Origin of the sequence: Paraburkholderia sp. CI3 (assembly GCF_050436505.1) — a bacterium.
In the GTDB taxonomy this organism is placed as follows: domain Bacteria; phylum Pseudomonadota; class Gammaproteobacteria; order Burkholderiales; family Burkholderiaceae; genus Paraburkholderia; species Paraburkholderia tuberum.
In genome coordinates this window covers 3663194-3680434 of the sequence record NZ_JBNDMI010000004.1, presented here as the reverse complement: position 1 = coordinate 3680434, position 17241 = coordinate 3663194, and the positions used below count along the sequence as shown (strand labels likewise).

Annotated in this window: 20 protein-coding genes and 1 riboswitch; of the genes, 8 read left to right on the top strand and 12 right to left on the bottom strand. The window is 64.5% G+C overall.

The genetic code is table 11. The annotated features are described in order from the left end of the window. Positions 1-25: 25 nt before the first annotated feature. From fahA to OKW29_RS38385, 3 genes are all read right to left on the bottom strand, one after another. On the bottom strand, positions 26-1324 hold the full coding sequence (gene fahA, locus OKW29_RS38395; RefSeq protein WP_429294550.1) for a fumarylacetoacetase: 1299 nt from the start codon (positions 1322-1324) through the stop codon (positions 26-28). After that, the gene (gene hmgA / locus OKW29_RS38390; protein WP_429294549.1) at positions 1321-2667 is read right to left on the bottom strand and encodes a homogentisate 1,2-dioxygenase; all 1347 of its coding nucleotides are present in this window, start codon (positions 2665-2667) and stop codon (positions 1321-1323) included. Before hmgA ends, fahA begins: the two co-directional genes overlap by 4 nt. 62 nt (positions 2668-2729) lie before the next feature. Continuing rightward, positions 2730-3836: an MFS transporter gene (locus tag OKW29_RS38385; RefSeq protein WP_429294548.1), complete on the bottom strand. Its 1107-nt coding sequence runs from the start codon at positions 3834-3836 to the stop codon at positions 2730-2732. A 271-nt stretch (positions 3837-4107) separates the two neighbouring features. Here OKW29_RS38385 and OKW29_RS38380 point away from each other — a divergent pair, with 271 nt between their 5' ends. Further along, entirely contained in the window at positions 4108-4941 is an 834-nt protein-coding gene (locus OKW29_RS38380; protein WP_429294547.1) for an EAL domain-containing protein, read from the top strand. Between the two features lie 41 nt (positions 4942-4982). On the opposite strand, the gene OKW29_RS38375 is transcribed toward OKW29_RS38380, so the two are convergent. Then, positions 4983-5768, bottom strand: coding sequence for an IclR family transcriptional regulator (locus OKW29_RS38375; protein WP_429294546.1), 786 nt, complete (start codon positions 5766-5768; stop codon positions 4983-4985). A 94-nt stretch (positions 5769-5862) separates the two neighbouring features. On the opposite strand from OKW29_RS38375, the gene OKW29_RS38370 reads away from it, so the two are divergent. Continuing rightward, a complete protein-coding gene (locus tag OKW29_RS38370; RefSeq protein ID WP_184055437.1) occupies positions 5863-7053 on the top strand; it encodes an acyl-CoA dehydrogenase in 1191 nt (396 codons plus the stop codon). Positions 7054-7127: 74 nt separating this feature from the next. Here OKW29_RS38370 and OKW29_RS38365 read toward each other — a convergent pair whose 3' ends face one another. After that, positions 7128-7766 carry a peroxiredoxin gene (locus tag OKW29_RS38365; RefSeq protein ID WP_184055435.1) on the bottom strand — a complete coding sequence of 213 codons (639 nt, stop codon included), beginning with the start codon at positions 7764-7766 and terminating at the stop codon, positions 7128-7130. Positions 7767-8114: 348 nt separating this feature from the next. On the opposite strand from OKW29_RS38365, the gene OKW29_RS38360 reads away from it, so the two are divergent. From OKW29_RS38360 to OKW29_RS38350, 3 genes are all read left to right on the top strand, one after another. Then, positions 8115-8417, top strand: a complete 303-nt coding sequence (locus OKW29_RS38360) for a DUF883 family protein (protein ID WP_026225611.1) — start codon at positions 8115-8117, stop codon at positions 8415-8417. Between the two features lie 131 nt (positions 8418-8548). After that, the gene (locus OKW29_RS38355; RefSeq protein WP_018419515.1) at positions 8549-8938 is read left to right on the top strand and encodes a phage holin family protein; all 390 of its coding nucleotides are present in this window, start codon (positions 8549-8551) and stop codon (positions 8936-8938) included. Between the two features lie 57 nt (positions 8939-8995). Then, a complete protein-coding gene (locus OKW29_RS38350; RefSeq protein WP_184067397.1) occupies positions 8996-9511 on the top strand; it encodes a DUF3318 domain-containing protein in 516 nt (171 codons plus the stop codon). A gap of 79 nt (positions 9512-9590) precedes the next feature. Here the strand turns inward: OKW29_RS38350 and OKW29_RS38345 are convergent, their stop codons facing one another. The 7 genes from OKW29_RS38345 to glyA form a co-directional block, all read right to left on the bottom strand. Next, the gene (locus OKW29_RS38345; protein ID WP_184034346.1) at positions 9591-10022 is read right to left on the bottom strand and encodes a type IV pilin protein; all 432 of its coding nucleotides are present in this window, start codon (positions 10020-10022) and stop codon (positions 9591-9593) included. 22 nt (positions 10023-10044) lie between these two features. Beyond that, positions 10045-10515, bottom strand: coding sequence for a pilus assembly PilX family protein (locus tag OKW29_RS38340; RefSeq protein ID WP_429294545.1), 471 nt, complete (start codon positions 10513-10515; stop codon positions 10045-10047). Between the two features lie 128 nt (positions 10516-10643). Further along, complete coding sequence (locus OKW29_RS38335; protein ID WP_429294544.1) at positions 10644-11450, bottom strand: PilW family protein; 807 nt, start codon at positions 11448-11450, stop codon at positions 10644-10646. Beyond that, complete coding sequence (locus OKW29_RS38330) at positions 11447-11896, bottom strand: type IV pilus modification PilV family protein (RefSeq protein ID WP_429294543.1); 450 nt, start codon at positions 11894-11896, stop codon at positions 11447-11449. The genes OKW29_RS38335 and OKW29_RS38330 overlap by 4 nt, the downstream gene beginning before the upstream one ends. Beyond that, positions 11893-12459, bottom strand: coding sequence for a GspH/FimT family pseudopilin (locus OKW29_RS38325; protein ID WP_429294542.1), 567 nt, complete (start codon positions 12457-12459; stop codon positions 11893-11895). Before OKW29_RS38325 ends, OKW29_RS38330 begins: the two co-directional genes overlap by 4 nt. Before the next feature lie 213 nt (positions 12460-12672). Then, positions 12673-13155, bottom strand: coding sequence for a transcriptional regulator NrdR (gene nrdR, locus OKW29_RS38320; protein ID WP_008919734.1), 483 nt, complete (start codon positions 13153-13155; stop codon positions 12673-12675). A gap of 3 nt (positions 13156-13158) precedes the next feature. After that, entirely contained in the window at positions 13159-14406 is a 1248-nt protein-coding gene (glyA, locus tag OKW29_RS38315) for a serine hydroxymethyltransferase (RefSeq protein WP_090803175.1), read from the bottom strand. 178 nt (positions 14407-14584) lie between these two features. Further along, positions 14585-14711, bottom strand: a riboswitch (ZMP/ZTP riboswitch). A gap of 247 nt (positions 14712-14958) precedes the next feature. Between glyA and ydfG the strand changes: the two genes are divergently transcribed. The 3 genes from ydfG to tolQ all read left to right on the top strand — a co-directional run bounded on the left by ydfG (position 14959) and on the right by tolQ (position 17234). Then, positions 14959-15705 carry a bifunctional NADP-dependent 3-hydroxy acid dehydrogenase/3-hydroxypropionate dehydrogenase YdfG gene (ydfG, locus tag OKW29_RS38310; RefSeq protein WP_429294541.1) on the top strand — a complete coding sequence of 249 codons (747 nt, stop codon included), beginning with the start codon at positions 14959-14961 and terminating at the stop codon, positions 15703-15705. Between the two features lie 199 nt (positions 15706-15904). Next, on the top strand, positions 15905-16369 hold the full coding sequence (gene ybgC / locus OKW29_RS38305; protein ID WP_184055415.1) for a tol-pal system-associated acyl-CoA thioesterase: 465 nt from the start codon (positions 15905-15907) through the stop codon (positions 16367-16369). Between the two features lie 187 nt (positions 16370-16556). Continuing rightward, a complete protein-coding gene (gene tolQ, locus OKW29_RS38300) occupies positions 16557-17234 on the top strand; it encodes a protein TolQ (protein ID WP_090803171.1) in 678 nt (225 codons plus the stop codon). Positions 17235-17241 lie beyond the last annotated feature (7 nt).

The window sequence follows — 17241 nt, the reverse complement described above, 5'->3', positions numbered from 1 at the left end:
CTCGCTCATCGTGACTGCAGCGCGCTCACCCTCGCGCCGGCAGAATCTCTCCGGCACACGCGCCGAACCCCACGCGATACCCGTCGCCCTGACACCAGCCGACGAGCGTCAACTCATCGCCGTCCTCGATGAACGTGCGCGTGCCGCCCTCCTTCAACGCCAGCGGCTTCTTGCCGTTCCACGTCAGCTCCAGCAGGCTGCCGTAGGAATCCTCGGTCGGCCCGCTGATCGTCCCCGAGCCCATCAGGTCGCCCACCCGCGTATTGCAGCCCGCCACCGTGTGATGCGCGAGCTGCTGCGCCATCGTCCAGTACATGTATTTGAAGTTGGTCCGCGCGATCGTGCTCGCTTGCCGCGCGGGTTGCGCACGCAATGTCACTTCGAGGTGAATGTCGAACGCATGCTTTCCTCGATGCCGCAGATAGGCGAGCGGCTCTGGCTCCTGCACCGGCTGCGCGACGCGGAAGGGTTCGAGCGCATCGAGCGTGACGACCCACGGTGAGATCGTCGTCGCGAAGGTTTTCGCATTGAATGGGCCGAGCGGCACGTATTCCCATTGCTGGATGTCGCGCGCGCTCCAGTCGTTCAGCAGCACCATTCCGAAAATGTGCGCCTCCGCGTCCTCGCACGCGATCGGCTCGCCCAGCGCATTGCCGCCGCCGATGATGAAACCCGTCTCCAGTTCGATATCGAGCTTGCGGCTCGCGCCGAACACCGGACGCTCCTCGTCGGGCAACTTCAGCTGACCATTCGGACGACGCACCGGCGTCCCGCTCACGACCACCGACGATGCCCGTCCGTTGTAGCCGATCGGCATCTCCGACCAGTTCGGCAGCAGCGCATTCTTCGGATCGCGGAACATCGCGCCGACATTGGTCGCGTGTTCCTTCGATGAATAGAAATCCGTGTAGCCCGGAATCTGCACCGGCAGATGCAGACGCGCATCGGCCGCGCGCACGAGCACCTTCGCGCGCAACGCGGCATCGTCGCGCAGCGTCGCGGTGTCGCGCGCGAGCAGTTGGCTCAGCTGGATACGCACGCTGCGCCACACGTCGCGGCCAAGCGCGATGAAATCGTTCAGCGCATCGCGCGCGAACACGTTGTGCGCCGGCACGTTCAGCAGACCCGCGGCCTGCAATCCGGCGAGATCGACGATCTGATCGCCGATCGCGACGCCCACGCGACGCGCGTCGTTGCCACGGTCGCTGAAAATGCCGAACGGCAGGTTCTGGATCGGGAACTCGCCAGCCGGGTCGTTGGCCGACTCGATCCAGCTCTTGCGCGACGCATCGAGCGTCGCCTGGAGATCGTTCACCGCGTTCATCGTTGCTCCGGATTGAAGTGTTTCTTGAGGCCTTGCCAGCACTCGTAGTAATGCGCCTGCAGTTGCGCGGTTTCGAGCGCGAAGCGCGTCGGCTTGATCAGCGTGCGGGTCTCGAACATGAAGGCCATCGTGTCGTCGACCTTCTTCGGCACCGAGGTATCGAGATGCGACGCCTTCTCGAACGTGTCCGCGTCCGGGCCATGGCCCGTCATGCAGTTGTGCAGGCTCGCGCCGCCGGGCACGAAGCCCTCGGCCTTCGCGTCGTAGACGCCATGCACGAGGCCCATGAACTCGCTCGCGACGTTGCGATGGAACCAGGGCGGCCGGAACGTATCTTCGGCGGCGAGCCAGCGCGGCGGGAAGATCACGAAGTCGATCGTATCGACGCCCGGCGTGTCGCTTTGCGATTGCAGCACGAGGAAGATCGACGGATCCGGATGGTCGAAGCTGATCGAACCGATCGTGTTGAAGCGGCGCAGGTCGTATTTGTACGGCGCATAGTTGCCGTGCCATGCGATCACGTCGAGCGGCGAATGGCCGATGTCCGCGCGCCACAGATTGCCGTTCATCTTCGCGACGAGTTCGAATGCGCCTTCGCGGTCTTCGTATGCGGCGTGCGGCGTCAGGAAATCGCGCGGATTCGCGAGACCGTTGGAGCCGATCGGCCCCAGTTCCGGCAGACGCAGCAGCGCGCCGAAGTTCTCGCAGATATACCCGCGCGCGCTGCCGTCCGGCAGGCTGACCGCGAAGCGCACGCCGCGCGGAATCACCGCGATCTCGAACGGCTCGACATCGACTCGGCCCATTTCGGTCGCGATATGCAGGCGCCCCTGTTGCGGCACGATCAGCAGTTCGCCGTCGGCGCTGTAGAAGAAGCGATCGTGCATCGAGCGGTTCGCCGCGTACAGATGGATCGCGCAACCGCTCATCGCTTCGGCCGAGCCGTTGCCCGCCATCGTGACCCAGCCGTCGATGAAATCGGTCGGTTCGCTCGGCATCGGCAGGGGGTCCCAGCGCAGCTGGTTCGGCGGCGTCGGCGGCACCTCGGCGAAGTTCGCGACGAGCCGCTCCGACGACATCGAAGTGAACGGCTTGTGCATGGCCGCCGGACGAATCCGGTACAGCCACGAGCGACGGTTGTGACCGCGTGGCGCTGTAAACGCCGTGCCCGAAATCTGTTCGGCATACAAACCATAGGCCGCGCGTTGCGGCGAATTGCGGCCGGTCGGCAGCGCGCCCGGCAATGCCTCGGTCGCGAATTCATTCGCGAAACCCGACTGATAGCCGGGCTCGATTTCAGGCCGCAGGCGTTCGTCGGCCGGCGTACGTGTTGGGGTATCCATACAAGGTTCTCCGCGAGTTGCCCGATTCTTTCCCGGTTGATACGTGATCTTTGCTGTCAGGCTCAGGCCGGCTCCGCTTCGGACGCGCGGCTGGGTGGCCGCGTCGCACCGGCGAGCACGACCACCAGCAGCGCCGAGCACAGCACCGGCAGCGCCGCCGCATGAAACAGCGCGGCATTCGACCAGTTCAACGCGATCAGCTGTCCGCCGACGAGCGGCCCGATCACCGAACCGATCCGGCCAATGCCGAGACTCCAGCCGATGCCGGTCGAGCGCAGCGCGGTCGGATAAAAATGCCCGGCAAGCGCATTGACGGCCGGCTGTCCGCCGACCACACAGAAGCCGCCCGCGAACACGACGACGAGCAGCCACGGCAGCACATGCGCGACCGCGCCGATCGTGCCGACCGCGAACGCGGCGAGCGAGAAGCAGGCGAACAGCACGCGCACGAAACCCACGCGCTCGATGAACCAGCCGAGCAGCAGCGTGCCGGTCACACCGCCCGTCTGCAGCACCGTGCCGACGATCACGGCCGTGCCCGGCGTGTAGCCGGCGTCGCGCATTACGGTGGGCAGCCAGTTCGACAGGAAGTACAGCACGATCAGGTTCATGAAGCTGATCGCCCACACAATCAGCGTGACCGGACCGCGGCCCGCCCGGAACAACTCGGCGACCGGCGCGCCGAGCATGAAGCCGCACGACACCATCATCATGCGCTTGACGCGATGCGCGGGCGTCGAGAATTCGCCGACCAGCGCCATCGCGTTCGGCATGATGCAGCCGAGCCCGAGACCCGTGATGAAACGCAGCGTGATCAGCGCGGGAATCGTCGCTACGAACGGCGTGGCGAGCATCGACAGCGAGAAGAAGAACGTCGCGCCGACCAGCACCGGCCGGCGACCGATGCGGTCGGCCAGCACCGACAGCCCGAGCGCGCCCAGCAGCATGCCGAACAGGCTCGCGCTGAAGACCGGGCCAAGCGCGGTTTTCGCGACGTGCCATTCGGCGATCACGCTGGGCGCGACATAGCCCATCGCCTGCGCGTCGAAACCGTCGATCAGCAGACACAGCCCGCACAGCGCAAGCAGCATCGCCTGAAAAGTCGGGCGATCGGTTTCGGCGAGCACGCGCTCGACTTCGATCACATTGGCTGCGGGTTGGTCACTCATTGATTGGGTCGTCCCCTCAGGCTGGCTAAAATCGCCTTTTACGAATAGTAAAACTAATTACGAATAGTGAAACTAACGTATACCCTTGGAAACACGCCCGCGAACCTCGTCATTCCGCGCTCAGCCCCGGCCGATAAGCGTGAGGCCAATAACGATATGAGCATTTTGTTAATCTGCGCAGGGCGCGTACTGCTACCATCAATGAATGCGGCCATCGTGTCGCGCTGCCACGCGCCCGGTGCGCGTTCATCGTCGCCTTCCATTTGCCTTCATGATTTCGCCGACCATCCCCGATCTGATCGCCCGCGCCGCTCATCACCCGTTTCTCGGCGAGCATCTGGCAATGGGACAAGGCGGGCACGCCGGCATCGCGCTCGCACATTTCGACGGCATCGAGCTCACGAGTGCCTACGAGCCGATCTTCGACATCAGCGTGCACGGGCTTGCGCAGTCGCTGTCATGCGGCGCGGAAGGGGTCGACCGCTTCGGTGATGAACTCGGCTTTCAGGCGGTCACGCACCGGCTCGACGCGCCGCCATTCGAGGTGTTCGATCCGTTCGACAACATCGCCGACGATCAACGGCTGGTCGCGCTAGACCGCATGTCGCGCGCGCTGCACGCAATCAACTTCTTCGGCCCGCAGCGGCATGGATTGCTGTTTCTGCGGGTGCACGAGAGGCTGTTGAAGAGCGTGAAGTACGACCACGGCCGGCATTTTTCGAGCGTGCTGACCTCGTTCAATTTGAGTCCGGCGCGCATCGTGATCGAGTTGCCGGCGGCGGCGGTCGCACACAAGACGTTCCTGGGCTATCTGACGCGCAGCTATCAGCACTACGGGTTCAAGGTGGCGGGCAATCTGTCGAACGCGGGGCAGATCCTGTCGGTATCCGAAACCGCGCGACTCGACTTCATCAAGATGGATGCGGCGGCCGCATTGCGCGACGCGACCGTGAAGCCGCTCGTCGGCTACGCGGGCCGGCTGCGGGTGCCGCTGATTTTCAATCGCGTGATGGATGAGGCGCAATTCTCCGCGCTACAGCAGTACGACGTGCGGTTCGTGCAAGGGCCATTATTCAACGCGCATTATCACGACCGGGCGGCGTGACACGGTGTGGGCCCGGTCAGCCGGGGCGCGCCGGCATTACCTCAGCCCGGCTCCCCCAGCCGCGCCGCGAGCGCCTTCAGGCGCGGCGCGACATTCTCGCGAAACACTTCCTCCCCCATCGACGACGCCGGCCCGCTGCAGCTGAGCACGAGCCAGCGCTTTTCGCGCGGCTCGCGAAACGGCACCGCGACTGCGTTCACGTCGTCATGCCACGCACGAAACGAGTAGCAGCATCGCTCGGTCGCGAACGCGGCGATCTCCTGTTCGGCTACGGCGACGAGCATCGCCCCCACACTGCCAGCCGCTTTTTTCAGTTCCGCGAGTAACGCGGTACGCGCGTCGGGCGGCTGCACGGCGAGATAGGCGCGGCCCATCGAGCTCGTCAGCATCGACAGTTTCGAGCCGGATGCCAGGCCGAGCGTCAATGCGGTTTCGCTGCGAATCGTCTCCAGATACACCATGTCGAGCCCGTCCCGGCACCCGAGCGAGACCGCCGCGCCGACCTCGCGCGCCAGGCTGCGCAGGTGCGGGCGTGCCAGTTCGAGCATGTCGGTGCCCGACAGCAGCGCGAAACCGAGCGACAGCACGCCCGCGTCGAGCGCATATTTGCCGTGTCTTTCGTCCAGCCGCAGATAGCCGAGCACGGTCAGCGTGTAGGCGAGCCGGTTCACGGTTGCCTTCGGCAGACCCGTGCGTTCGACGAAATCTCGATTGCCGAGCATCGTCTCGCCTGGCCGGAAAGCGCGCAACAAGTCCAGCCCGCGAGCAAGGGCGACGACGAATTTGCGTTCGTCGAGCGAAGCGGAGAAAGCGGATGGCGGCGTCATAGGGTGATACACTCGGGCGTCATTTGCAAAACATTGTTTCGCAAAGCGGAACTCTAGTCAAGCTGGTTCTGAGCGAGAAATCAGGAGATACGTCATGGCCGTAGCCGCGCAGTTTCACTGGGAAGACCCGTTGCTGCTGGATCAGCAGCTCACCGAAGACGAACGTATGGTGCGCGATGCCGCTGCGGCTTACTCGCAGGACAAGCTGCTGCCACGCGTGCTGGAGGCGTTCCGCCACGAAAAGACCGATATCGGGATCTTTCGCGAAATGGGCGAGCTTGGCCTGCTCGGTCCGACGATTCCCGAACAGTACGGGGGCCCCGGTCTGAACTATGTCGCGTACGGGCTGATCGCGCGTGAAGTGGAACGCGTCGACTCCGGCTATCGCTCGATGATGTCGGTGCAGTCGTCACTGGTGATGGTGCCGATCTACGAATTCGGCTCGGACGCGCAGAAGGAAAAATATCTGCCGAAGCTCGCGCGCGGCGAGTGGATCGGCTGCTTCGGCCTGACCGAGCCGAACCACGGCTCCGATCCGGGCGGCATGGTCACGCGCGCGAAGAAGGTCGATGGCGGCTACTCGTTGTCGGGCTCGAAGATGTGGATCACCAATTCGCCGATCGCCGACGTGTTCGTCGTGTGGGCGAAGCTCGAGGAAGACGGCAAGGACAACATCCGCGGCTTCATTCTCGAGAAGGGCTGGAAGGGTCTGTCGGCACCGGCGATCCACGGCAAGGTGGGTCTGCGCGCGTCGATCACCGGCGAAATCGTGCTCGACGAAGCGTTCGTGCCGGAAGAGAACATCATGCCGGGTGTCAGCGGCCTGCGCGGTCCGTTCACGTGTCTGAACTCGGCGCGCTACGGCATCGCCTGGGGCGCGCTCGGCGCGGCCGAAGCGTGCTGGCACATCGCGCGTCAGTACGTGCTCGATCGCAAGCAATTTGGCCGGCCGCTCGCCGCGAACCAGCTGATCCAGAAGAAGCTCGCCGACATGCAGACCGAAATCACGCTCGGGCTGCAAGGCGTATTGCGCCTCGGCCGCATGAAGGACGAAGGCACGGCCGCGGTCGAAATCACCTCGATCATGAAGCGCAATTCGTGCGGCAAAGCGCTCGACATCGCCCGCCTCGCGCGCGACATGCTCGGCGGCAACGGCATTTCGGACGAGTTCGGCGTCGCGCGTCATCTGGTGAACCTCGAGGTCGTCAACACCTACGAAGGCACCCACGACGTTCACGCACTGATCCTCGGCCGTGCGCAGACCGGTATTCAGGCGTTCTTCTGATTCCGATGCTGGTGTATCGATAATGCAAAAAAGCCGGTTCCTTCGAACCGGCTTTTTGGTTCATGCCGCGCCGCTTACCGGTTCGGCTGCGGCGTCAGGCGCAGGTACGGACGCAACGCCTTGTAGCCCTTCGGGAATTTCTGCTTGATGACTTCCTCGTCCTTCAGCGACGGCACGATCACGACGTCATCGCCCTGCTTCCAGTTGCCCGGCGTCGCGACCGAGTGACTGTCGGTCAGTTGCAGCGAATCGATCACGCGCAGCACTTCGTCGAAGTTGCGGCCGGTGCTCGCCGGGTACGTGATGATCAGACGCACCTTCCGGTTCGGATCGATGACGAACAGCGAGCGCACCGTGAACGTTTCGTTCGCGTTCGGGTGAATCATGTCGTACAGCCCGGAGACCTTGCGATCGCCGTCCGCGAGAATCGGAAAACCGACGTTGGCGGCCTGCGTCTCGTTGATGTCCTTGATCCACTCCTTGTGCGACTCCGCGCTGTCGACCGACAACGCGATCGTCTTCACGTTGCGCTTTTCGAACTCGCCCGCGAGCTTCGCGGTCAGGCCCAGCTCGGTCGTGCAGACCGGCGTGAAGTCGGCCGGATGCGAGAACAGCACGCCCCAGCTATTGCCGAGCCACTCGTGAAACCTGATGCGGCCAATGCTCGACTCCTGTTCGAAATCCGGCGCAATGTCGCCAAGACGTAGACTCATAGTGCATCTCCTGTAGGTCTTCGGAAGGTATCCGGATAAGGTCGCGGGCGTGTGCCCGCGGCGGCCAGTCACGATAAAGCATAAGGCCGCGGTGGTACATGGCGAACCAACATCGCGTCAGTACTTTATGTGTTTTTGTAATTTTCTCCCGTTTGACGGAAACTTTGCGGGACAGATCAACTCAATCCAGATACCGGTCTGGAGCAGAGTGCCCTCAAACGGGTGTCTTGACGCCACGCGCTGGCGGGAACGAATCGTGCAGCGGCGGTATGCAACCGGCACTATGCTCGCCAGCGACCGTTTCTTTGGTTACGATTTACGCGTAGCGTGAGACAAAGGGAGCTGTCAATGTCGGAAGTCAACAAGGAGAGATTGATGTCGGATATCAAAACCGTCCTCGCGGACGCTGAAGACCTGCTGAAACAGGCCGCGAGCGCTACCGGCGAACGCGCGTCGGAACTGCGCGAAACCGCGCTGACGCGCCTGAAGCAGGCGAAAGAAAAGGCAGCCGACGTTCAGGTCGTGGTCGTCGAAAAAGGCAAGAAAGCCGCCCGCGCCACCGACGACTACGTGCACGAGCATCCGTGGGCGTCGATCGGCATCGCCGCGGGCATCGGCGTGGTGGTCGGTCTGCTGATCAATCGCAAGTAAAGGCCGGTGAGGCCGCCGGAGCAGGCAGGTCCGGCGCACCGGCGACACGGGCGGACCGGCGCGAGCCTCGCCGGTCCCCTTCTGCTGGCGCGCGCGCGCCGGCCAGGCCCTCACGCGCAACGCCCACAGCCATGACGACCGAAACACACTCGCAGCGCGCAGAACGCAGCCCGTTGCGCCGTATTCTCAGTTCCGTGTTTGCGATCCTGCAGACGCGGCTCGAACTGGTGGGCATCGAACTCGCTGAGGAAAAAGACCGCCTGCTCGGCGTGCTGTTTCTCGGTCTTGCCGCGATGATGCTCGCCACGATGGCCTTGATCGCGTTGACCGCACTCGTCGCCATTGCCTTCTGGGACACCTACCGATGGCAGGCGCTTGCCGGCATCACCGCGGTCTACGCGATTGCCGGGCTCGCCTGTGCGCTGAAGGCGCGCAGCGGTTTGCGCAACGCGCCGATGGTATTCGAAGCGACCATCGCGGAGTTCGAAAAGGATCGCGAAGCGTTTCGCAGCCGCGACTGATGGGAAAGTTCGTCTGCATCCGATCCATCGCCTCACCCTCACTGCCGCCGACACGCCATGAGCCCTTCCCGTCCTGATACCGCCTTTCGTAACAAGCGCCATCCGTCGAAGGATCTGAGCGCGCCGCATCTGCGGGCGCTGCGCAAGGAATTGCTGCTCGTGCGCGCGGACGTCGAGCGCGTCGAGCTTGCACAGGCCACCTTCGAACTGCGCCAGGCCGTCACGCATTTCAGCTGGCTCAGGTTCGTGATCCCCGGCTTTGGCGGCGTGCGCGTCGGTAAAGGGCCAAAGGCGAGCGTGCTCAACGCGGGCACGATCGGCGCGTTGCTCAAGCAGTACCCGTTCATCAGCTCGATCGCTTCGCTGTTGCTCGCCAAACCGCTGCGCGCGAGGGTCGTCGCGAGCGCGAAGCCCGTGCTCAAGTGGGGCAGCCTTGCGCTCGGCGCGTGGGAAGCGTTCCGGATCTGGCAACAGATGAAGAACGAGTCGGCGGCGGCGCGGGCGGCCGCGGCGGCTTCCGCTACGGCGCAGTCGCCGGCTGCGCAGGACGATTCGTTGCGAAGCGGCTATTGAGGTCGTGGCCGCTGCGAGTGGCAGCAATCTATCGGACCTCCCGCTCGCAAGGTTGCGTGTGTCGGACTTCAATCACCCGCTAACTGGTATTCCAGCATTCGCTGCTCGTGGGCGTTGCGCCGCTCGCATCGTTTCTATTGCCTCGCTGACCCGTCGCATCTAGCGTGAACGTGCCGCACGGGTCGTCGCGCATCGGGCCCGCTTCCGCGGGCGCCGCTTCGATCGAATAGCCGCCGTTCGTGTCGTCCGCGGGCAGCACGCGCACTCGATACACCGGGGCGCCGAACTGCGGCGCCTGATCGATACCCGCTGGCAAGGCCGGCACGCCATCGCTCGCCGCGGCCTCGACGAATTGCGCAGCCCGATATAACGCCGACGCCGCATCGATGCGATGCGTGCGCGCAATGTGGCTGCGATACGAAGGGATCGCAAACGCGGCGAGCGTGGCGGCAATCGCGAGCGCGATCACGAGTTCGAGCAGCGTGAATGCGGATGTGTTCGGCCTTTTCATACGTGTCCAGTCGGTGCGTTCCTCAGAATGGTCTTGCTGCAACGCGCCGCCAATGACGTTCGATCGCGCCATCTTCTGTCACGACCTCCATCTGCAACCAGACCTGCGACTCGCTGCTCCGCCCGAAGCCGCGCGCGGTCAGCAGATAAGCGCTGGCGTTGGGTCGACTCGCGAGACGCCAAGGCTCGATCAGGCATTGCGGCGCGCGCGATGATCCCGGCCATTGCGCCACGGGCGTGATGGCGCCTGCGACGAACGCGGTTTCAAGCCTCCATTGAGTCGGTTCGCCGGATGTGAGCGGTGCATCGGGCGCATCGCCACTTGCCGATAGCACGTTGCGCTCGCACCAGCTCAGCGCCGAATCCGCCGCGTGGAAAGCCTGCAGATAGTCGCGCACATTGGTCGCCGCGCGAGCGGCCGCGAGCGATGTTTCGAACCATATCGCGGACGTGGCGAGCATCATGGCCGAGATCAACAGCACGATGGCTAGCACGACGCCGCGTTGATGTGCCCGTCGGGCACCGTCCTGACAATTTCGCCTACCTAAGTGTTTCGCTCTTCCGCCTGGCCCGCCGCATATGTCGTACGCACGGCCGCGTTGCGTTGCTGTGCCGCGATCCATCACGACGACACCTCCGCGCGATTCCGCAGCGCAACGCGGCGGGAAAACACCTGTCGAGGCCGCAGGTCGGTACCGAGTGTACTCACGCCATCGCAGTCGATGTACTTCGAACGCTGTCCTTGCGGCGCGCCGCGCACCAGCACGCAGACATCGACCGCAACGACGTTCGCCCATTGATCCGCCGCCACGGCCGACGCATTCACCGCATCCGCCGCGCCGTCCAGCCAGTAGCGCAACCGCACGCGCTCGACGCCTTCGATCAGCGGCTGCGCGGACCCCGCGTTGCCGCTGCCCACGCAGTAAAGCTCCGGCTCGCCGGTCGAGCCGCTGACGTTGGTGAAGTAGCGATTCACCACCGGCGCGCCCTCATCGCCAAGGACCGCGTCGCTGCTTTTGACGGCCTGTCCGACACAGTCGGTGACCTGACCGCTCGACGATGGCCATGTCGATACGACGTCTGCGACGTAACGGATCGCGACGCCATCCGAGCCGGTGCTCAAGGTGGTGCAAGCGAGGCTGTCGTCGGCGCCGGTCGGACGACCGCCCGAGCAGCCGAATAGCGCAGGCGCCGCGTTGTAGCCAATGACATTGGCAGGGACGAAGCCGGCCATCTGCAATTGCTGGCCGATCAGCATTAGCGCGGTCAAGCCCGCTTCGCGGATTCGGGTCGCGTTGCTCGCCTGCACGAACGCGTTGCGCTGCGCCGTGTAAAGGGACACGGCGCCCGCGATCACGAGCAACCCGAGCGCCATCGCGATCAGGAATTCGATTAGCGTATGACCGAGTGGGCAATGCGGCCGCTTCATTTCGCGAACGCCAACGCGACACACGACGATCCAGCCGGTGCATCGACGTCGCCGCAAGGCTCCGCCGGCTCGGCGCTCGCATCGCCCAAAGCGGGCCGGTCCCGCACGGACGCCCACGTCACGCGCGCCGCCGCGACCGCGCCGCTCTCGCCAATCGATGCGTCGCCGTGCGGCAGCAGAACGCTCGCCCAGGTGCGCCATTGATTGAGCGCGACATCGCCCGTGGAAGGCGTGCGCGTCGCTTCGGCAATCGAGTCGGCTATCCACGCGGCGCTCTCGCGCAGCGTCATCGCGCGCGCTTCGCGTGCGGTCCACACCTGAACCGCGATCAAACCCAGCGCGCTCACCGCGACCAACGCGACCGCCAGCATCACCTCGATCAACGAGCTGCCATTACATGTCGATGCGTGCACACGCAAACCGGTGTTGAATGCGGGCTGTCTCATGACGTCGCTCCGCACGCGCCCTCCGAGATCCGCGCGCGACCTCCTGCCGCGACACTGATGCAGCGCCGCCACGAGTTCCCCTGCATCGATTTCGATGGGCTTCGCGGCGCGATATCAAAACTTCGAAACGCGCCGATCAGTTGCCCAGCCGGCGGCGTGAACGTCATATCCGTCTGCACGCCGGTGATGCTCACCGCCGCGAGCGCCGGCTGCGCGCGCAACAACGACGGCTTGCCGCCACGTTCGGCGAATACGGCCCAGCCGCAGGCCCAGTCGGCGATGCCGCCGGCGCAGGCTTGGCCCGACGCGAGACAGACGCGCGCTGCATCGACGCGGCACACCGTGATGCGCGCACCGCGCCGCAGCGCCTCGCTGCGCGCGTAGGCGAACGTGGACAGCAGCGCCTTCGAGCGCGCGTCGACCTGATCGCGCATATGCCATGCGGCGAACGACGGCACCGCCATCACGGCCATCAGCATCACGAGCGCTATCACCGCCAGCGTTTCGACGAGTGTGAAACCGGCGGGCGATGGCCGGTAAATCCCCTTGAATTTCATCTGCATCCCTGAGCGTTACGAACGGATGCAGCCAATCTAGCGATTTGCGAGCGCGCCGACCATCGTCCGAATGGCCAGGTGGCATTCAGACGTTAGCGCGCGCAACAATGCACGTGACGATCGATCACGGAGGCGGGAGAAGCGATGCGTGAAAAAAAGCGCGAAATGCGCGAGGCGATGGACGCGAATGACCGCAGTTCAGCTGCGACACGCGTGCGCTCAGCGCTTGCGGGAAGGCTTGGGCGGGGAAGAGGCGCGGCGGAATTCCTCGATCACGTCCTCGAATTCGGAGACGTCTTCGAAGCGCCGGTACACGGAAGCGAAACGGACGTAAGCGATCGTGTCGAGCGCGCGCAACTCGTTCATCACGAGTTCGCCGAGGCGCTCGCTACGCACCTCGCGCTCGCCGCTGCCGAGCAGCTGATACTCGATACGGGCGACAGCCGCTTCGATCGCGTCCACCGCAACCGGGCGCTTGCGCAGCGCCAGTTGCATGCTCGCGACGATCTTGCGGCGATCGAATTCCGTGCGCGTGCCGTCCTTCTTGACGACCGACGGCAACGCCAGCTCGACCCGCTCATACGTCGTGAAACGCTTGTCGCAGGCCGGGCAGCGGCGGCGCCGGCGGATCGTCGCGCCGTCTTCGGATACGCGCGAGTCGACGACTTGCGTATCGGCATGGCGGCAGAAGGGGCAATGCATGGTTTAGCCGTAAACCGGAAAGCGCTTGGTCAGATCGGCGACCTGAACCTTCACGCGCTCGATCGTCGCGGCATCTTCCGGGTTGTCCAGCACGTCGGCGATCAGGTTGCCGACCTGCTCGGCTTCCTTCACGCCGAAGCCGCGCGTGGTCATGGCCGGAGAACCGAGGCGGATACCCGAGGTCACGAACGGCTTTTCCGGATCGTTCGGGATCGCGTTCTTGTTGACCGTGATGTGTGCCGCGCCGAGTGCCGCTTCCGCAGCCTTGCCGGTGATCTTCTTCGCGCGCAGGTCGACCAGCATCACGTGGCTTTCGGTGCGACCCGACACGATGCGCAGACCGCGCTTGACCAGCGTTTCAGCAAGCACACGCGCGTTCTCGACGACCTGCTGCTGATACGCCTTGAATTCCGGCGAAAGCGCTTCCTTGAACGCGACGGCCTTCGCGGCGATCACGTGCATCAACGGACCGCCCTGGATGCCCGGGAAAATCGCCGAGTTGATCGGCTTCTCGAACTCGGCCTTCATCAGGATCACGCCGCCGCGCGGGCCGCGCAGGCTCTTGTGCGTGGTGGTGGTGACGAAATCGGCGTGCGGCACCGGGTTCGGATAAACGCCCGCGGCGACGAGACCGGCGTAGTGCGCCATGTCGACCATGAAGTACGCGCCGACCGACTTCGCGATCTTCGACATGCGTTCGAAATCGATGCGCAGCGCGAACGCGGACGCGCCCGCTACGATCAGCTTCGGCTTGTGTTCTTGCGCGAGCTTCTCGGCGGCGTCGTAGTCGATGTCTTCGGCTTCGTTCAAGCCGTAGCTGACCACGTTGAACCACTTGCCCGACATGTTGACCGGCGAGCCGTGCGTGAGGTGGCCGCCGTGCGCGAGGCTCATGCCCATGATCGTGTCGCCCGGCTTGAGCATCGCGAAGAACACGCCCTGGTTCGCCTGCGAGCCCGAGTTCGGCTGCACGTTCGCGGCTTCGGCGCCGAACAGCTGCTTCACGCGGTCGATCGCCAGCTGCTCGGCAACGTCGACGTATTCACAGCCGCCGTAATAGCGCTTGCCCGGATACCCTTCGGCGTACTTGTTCGTGAGTTGCGAGCCTTGCGCGGCCATCACGGCCGGGCTCGTGTAGTTTTCCGACGCGATCAGTTCGATGTGCTCTTCCTGACGGCGGTTTTCCTGCTCGATGACCTTCCAGAGTTCAGGATCGACGTTGGCGATGGTGCTTTGGGCTCTGTCAAACATACGGGTTCCGTTGAGTGTTTTCAGGTTGACCGGATCGTGCGCCGAATCCTGCGTAGAGGGTACACAGCGGAGTACGCAGCGCTTTGGGCGGCGAGGCTTGCCCTGACGTGGCGAGTGGAGAGTCGCCGCACACGCGAGGCGAGCCAGCCACCGTCAGCGCAGATTAATGCGCGCGGTTCACGGCTGCCCAGGCGAACGGCAAAACGGCACCCTGCGCTTCACGGTGGGTTGTTCCACCTTGAACCCGATTGGTTGAATCGGCTGAGTCGGACGACTCGGTTCTATCGCCAGTCACGCAGGGTCGAGCGCGTTAGTGTATTGGAAGAGGCCCGAATAGGCAACCGACTTGCGGGTGCTCCGGCGGCCGCTGGCGGGGCCTCCGGACGGTTTGGCGGCCCCGCTGCGCAACCATCTGAGGAAAGCGCGCCGGTCGCGCCGCGCACCCGTTGCGCGCCGCCGCGGCAGCCGCCGATCCGGCTCGTGCATCCTTGCCGCAGCGCGCCATTGGAAGTAGGCTTTGGGCCTTTGTCTCTTACCGACCAGGGAACTGCCATGATCGTGTTTGTCACAGGAGCGTCGGCCGGATTCGGCGCCGCCATCGCCCGCTCGTTCATCAAGGGCGGCCATCGTGTCGTCGCCACTGCACGCCGCAAGGACCGTCTGCAAGCACTCGCCGACGAGCTCGGCGACGCGCTGCTGCCGTACGAGCTCGACGTGCGCGATCGCGCCGCCGTCGAAGCCGTGCCCGCCTCGCTGCCGGCGGACTTCGCCGCGATCGACGTGCTCGTCAACAACGCCGGCCTCGCGCTCGGCACCGAGCCGGCTCACAAGGCAAGTCTCGATGAATGGAACACCATGATCGAGACCAATTGCACGGGCCTCGCACAGGTCACGCATGCGCTGTTGCCCGGCATGGTCGAGCGCAACCGCGGGCATATCTTCAATCTGGGTTCGGTGGCGGGCCGCTGGCCGTACGCGGGCGGCAACGTGTACGGCGCGACCAAGGCGTTCGTGCGCCAGTTCAGCCTGAACCTGCGCGCCGACCTCGCCGGCACCGCGCTGCGCGTGACCGACATCGAGCCGGGTCTGTGCGGCGGCACCGAATTCTCGAACGTGCGTTATCGCGGCGACGACGACAAGGCCGCCAAGGTCTACGAAAACGTGCAACCGCTGACGGCCGAAGACATCGCCGATTCCATCTACTGGATCGCCACGCGCCCAGCCCACGTCAACATCAACACGATCGAGCTGATGCCGGTCGCGCAGTCGTTCGCCGGTCTGTCAGTGCATCGCGGCTGAGTTTGAAGGCGGGCGGCCGCGGACGCCGCTACCATTGGTCGCGCCGCCGCCCATCATCGTGCCGGCTTTTCCTGCGGCACGTCGATAGCCCGCTCCGCCAGTCCCGGCCCGGCCGGCAAAGCCGGCTCCCATCGCCGCCGACGCCCGCCGCAAGCAGCTCACACTTCGAAACAGACCCCGGGTTGTGCGTTCCGGTAGAATGCGCCGCATGAATATGTCGACCAGCCAGCCAGGCACGGAAATCGGCTATACGTGGCCCATCCGCGTGTACTACGAAGATACCGACGCCGGCGGCATCGTGTTTTACGCCAATTACCTGAAGTTTTTCGAACGCGCTCGCACCGAATGGCTGCGCGCGTGCGGCGTCGACCAGCACCGGCTTGCGGAAGAAAACGACGCGATTTTCATCGTGCGCAGTACCGCGGTCGATTACCGGGCTCCGGCCCGACTCGACGACATCGTGAAAATTATCAGCCGGATCGAGCGTCTTGGCCGAGCTTCGGTAGACTTCGTGCAGGAAGCATGGCGCGAAGGCACGCTGCTTGCCACCGGTTCGGTCCGGATTGGCTGTGTGGACCGCGCGACGCTGCGGCCAGCCGCGATCCCGCCGTCGGTTCTCGCCGCGCTGCGGCACGGGCCGGGCACTAGCGAGAGCGCTGACTGAACGACGGCGGCATGTCAACGGACGATCCCTGAGCCTCGTTGTTACGGGGCCAGTGAACTCATACCGGTCAGGTAACACAAAGCATGGTTCGGCTTCGATATCGCCGAAGCTTCCGTTTTGCCCACGGCAAGCTTGAAGCGGCCTTGCAGCCGGACGCCCCCTTTCCGGGACGTTAAAACGAACCTTTATGAACACTACACAAGATCTGTCGATCGTTTCACTCGTACTCAACGCGAGCCTGCTGGCCCAGGCCGTCATGGCTCTGCTGCTGTTGCTGTCGCTACTCTCCTGGACTTTCATCTTCCGCAAGTGGTTTGCGATTCGCCGGGCGCGCGCGCAAACTGAACGCTTCGAGCGTGATTTCTGGTCAGGCGGCGACCTGCAGGCGCTGTATCAGAGCGCCGCGAACAACCGTCACAGGATCGGCGCGCTCGAGCGGATTTTCGAGTCCGGCATGCGGGAATTCCTGAAGGGCAAAGAGAAGCGCCTGAACGATTCGGGCGCGATTCTCGACGGCGCCCGGCGCGCGATGCGCGCGGCGTTCCAACGCGAAATGGACGTTCTCGAAGCGAATCTGGCGTTCCTCGCGTCGGTCGGTTCGGTCAGCCCGTATATCGGTCTGTTCGGCACGGTGTGGGGGATCATGAATGCGTTCCGCGGTCTCGCCAACGTGCAGCAGGCCACGCTCGCGAACGTCGCGCCGGGCATCGCCGAGGCCCTGACCGCCACCGCGATCGGCCTGTTCGCCGCAATTCCGGCCGTGGTCGCCTACAACCGCTACGCGCACGACATCGACCGTCTGGCGATCCGTTTCGAAACCTTCATCGAAGAGTTCTCGAACATCCTGCAGCGCCAGGCACACTGAGGAGGCC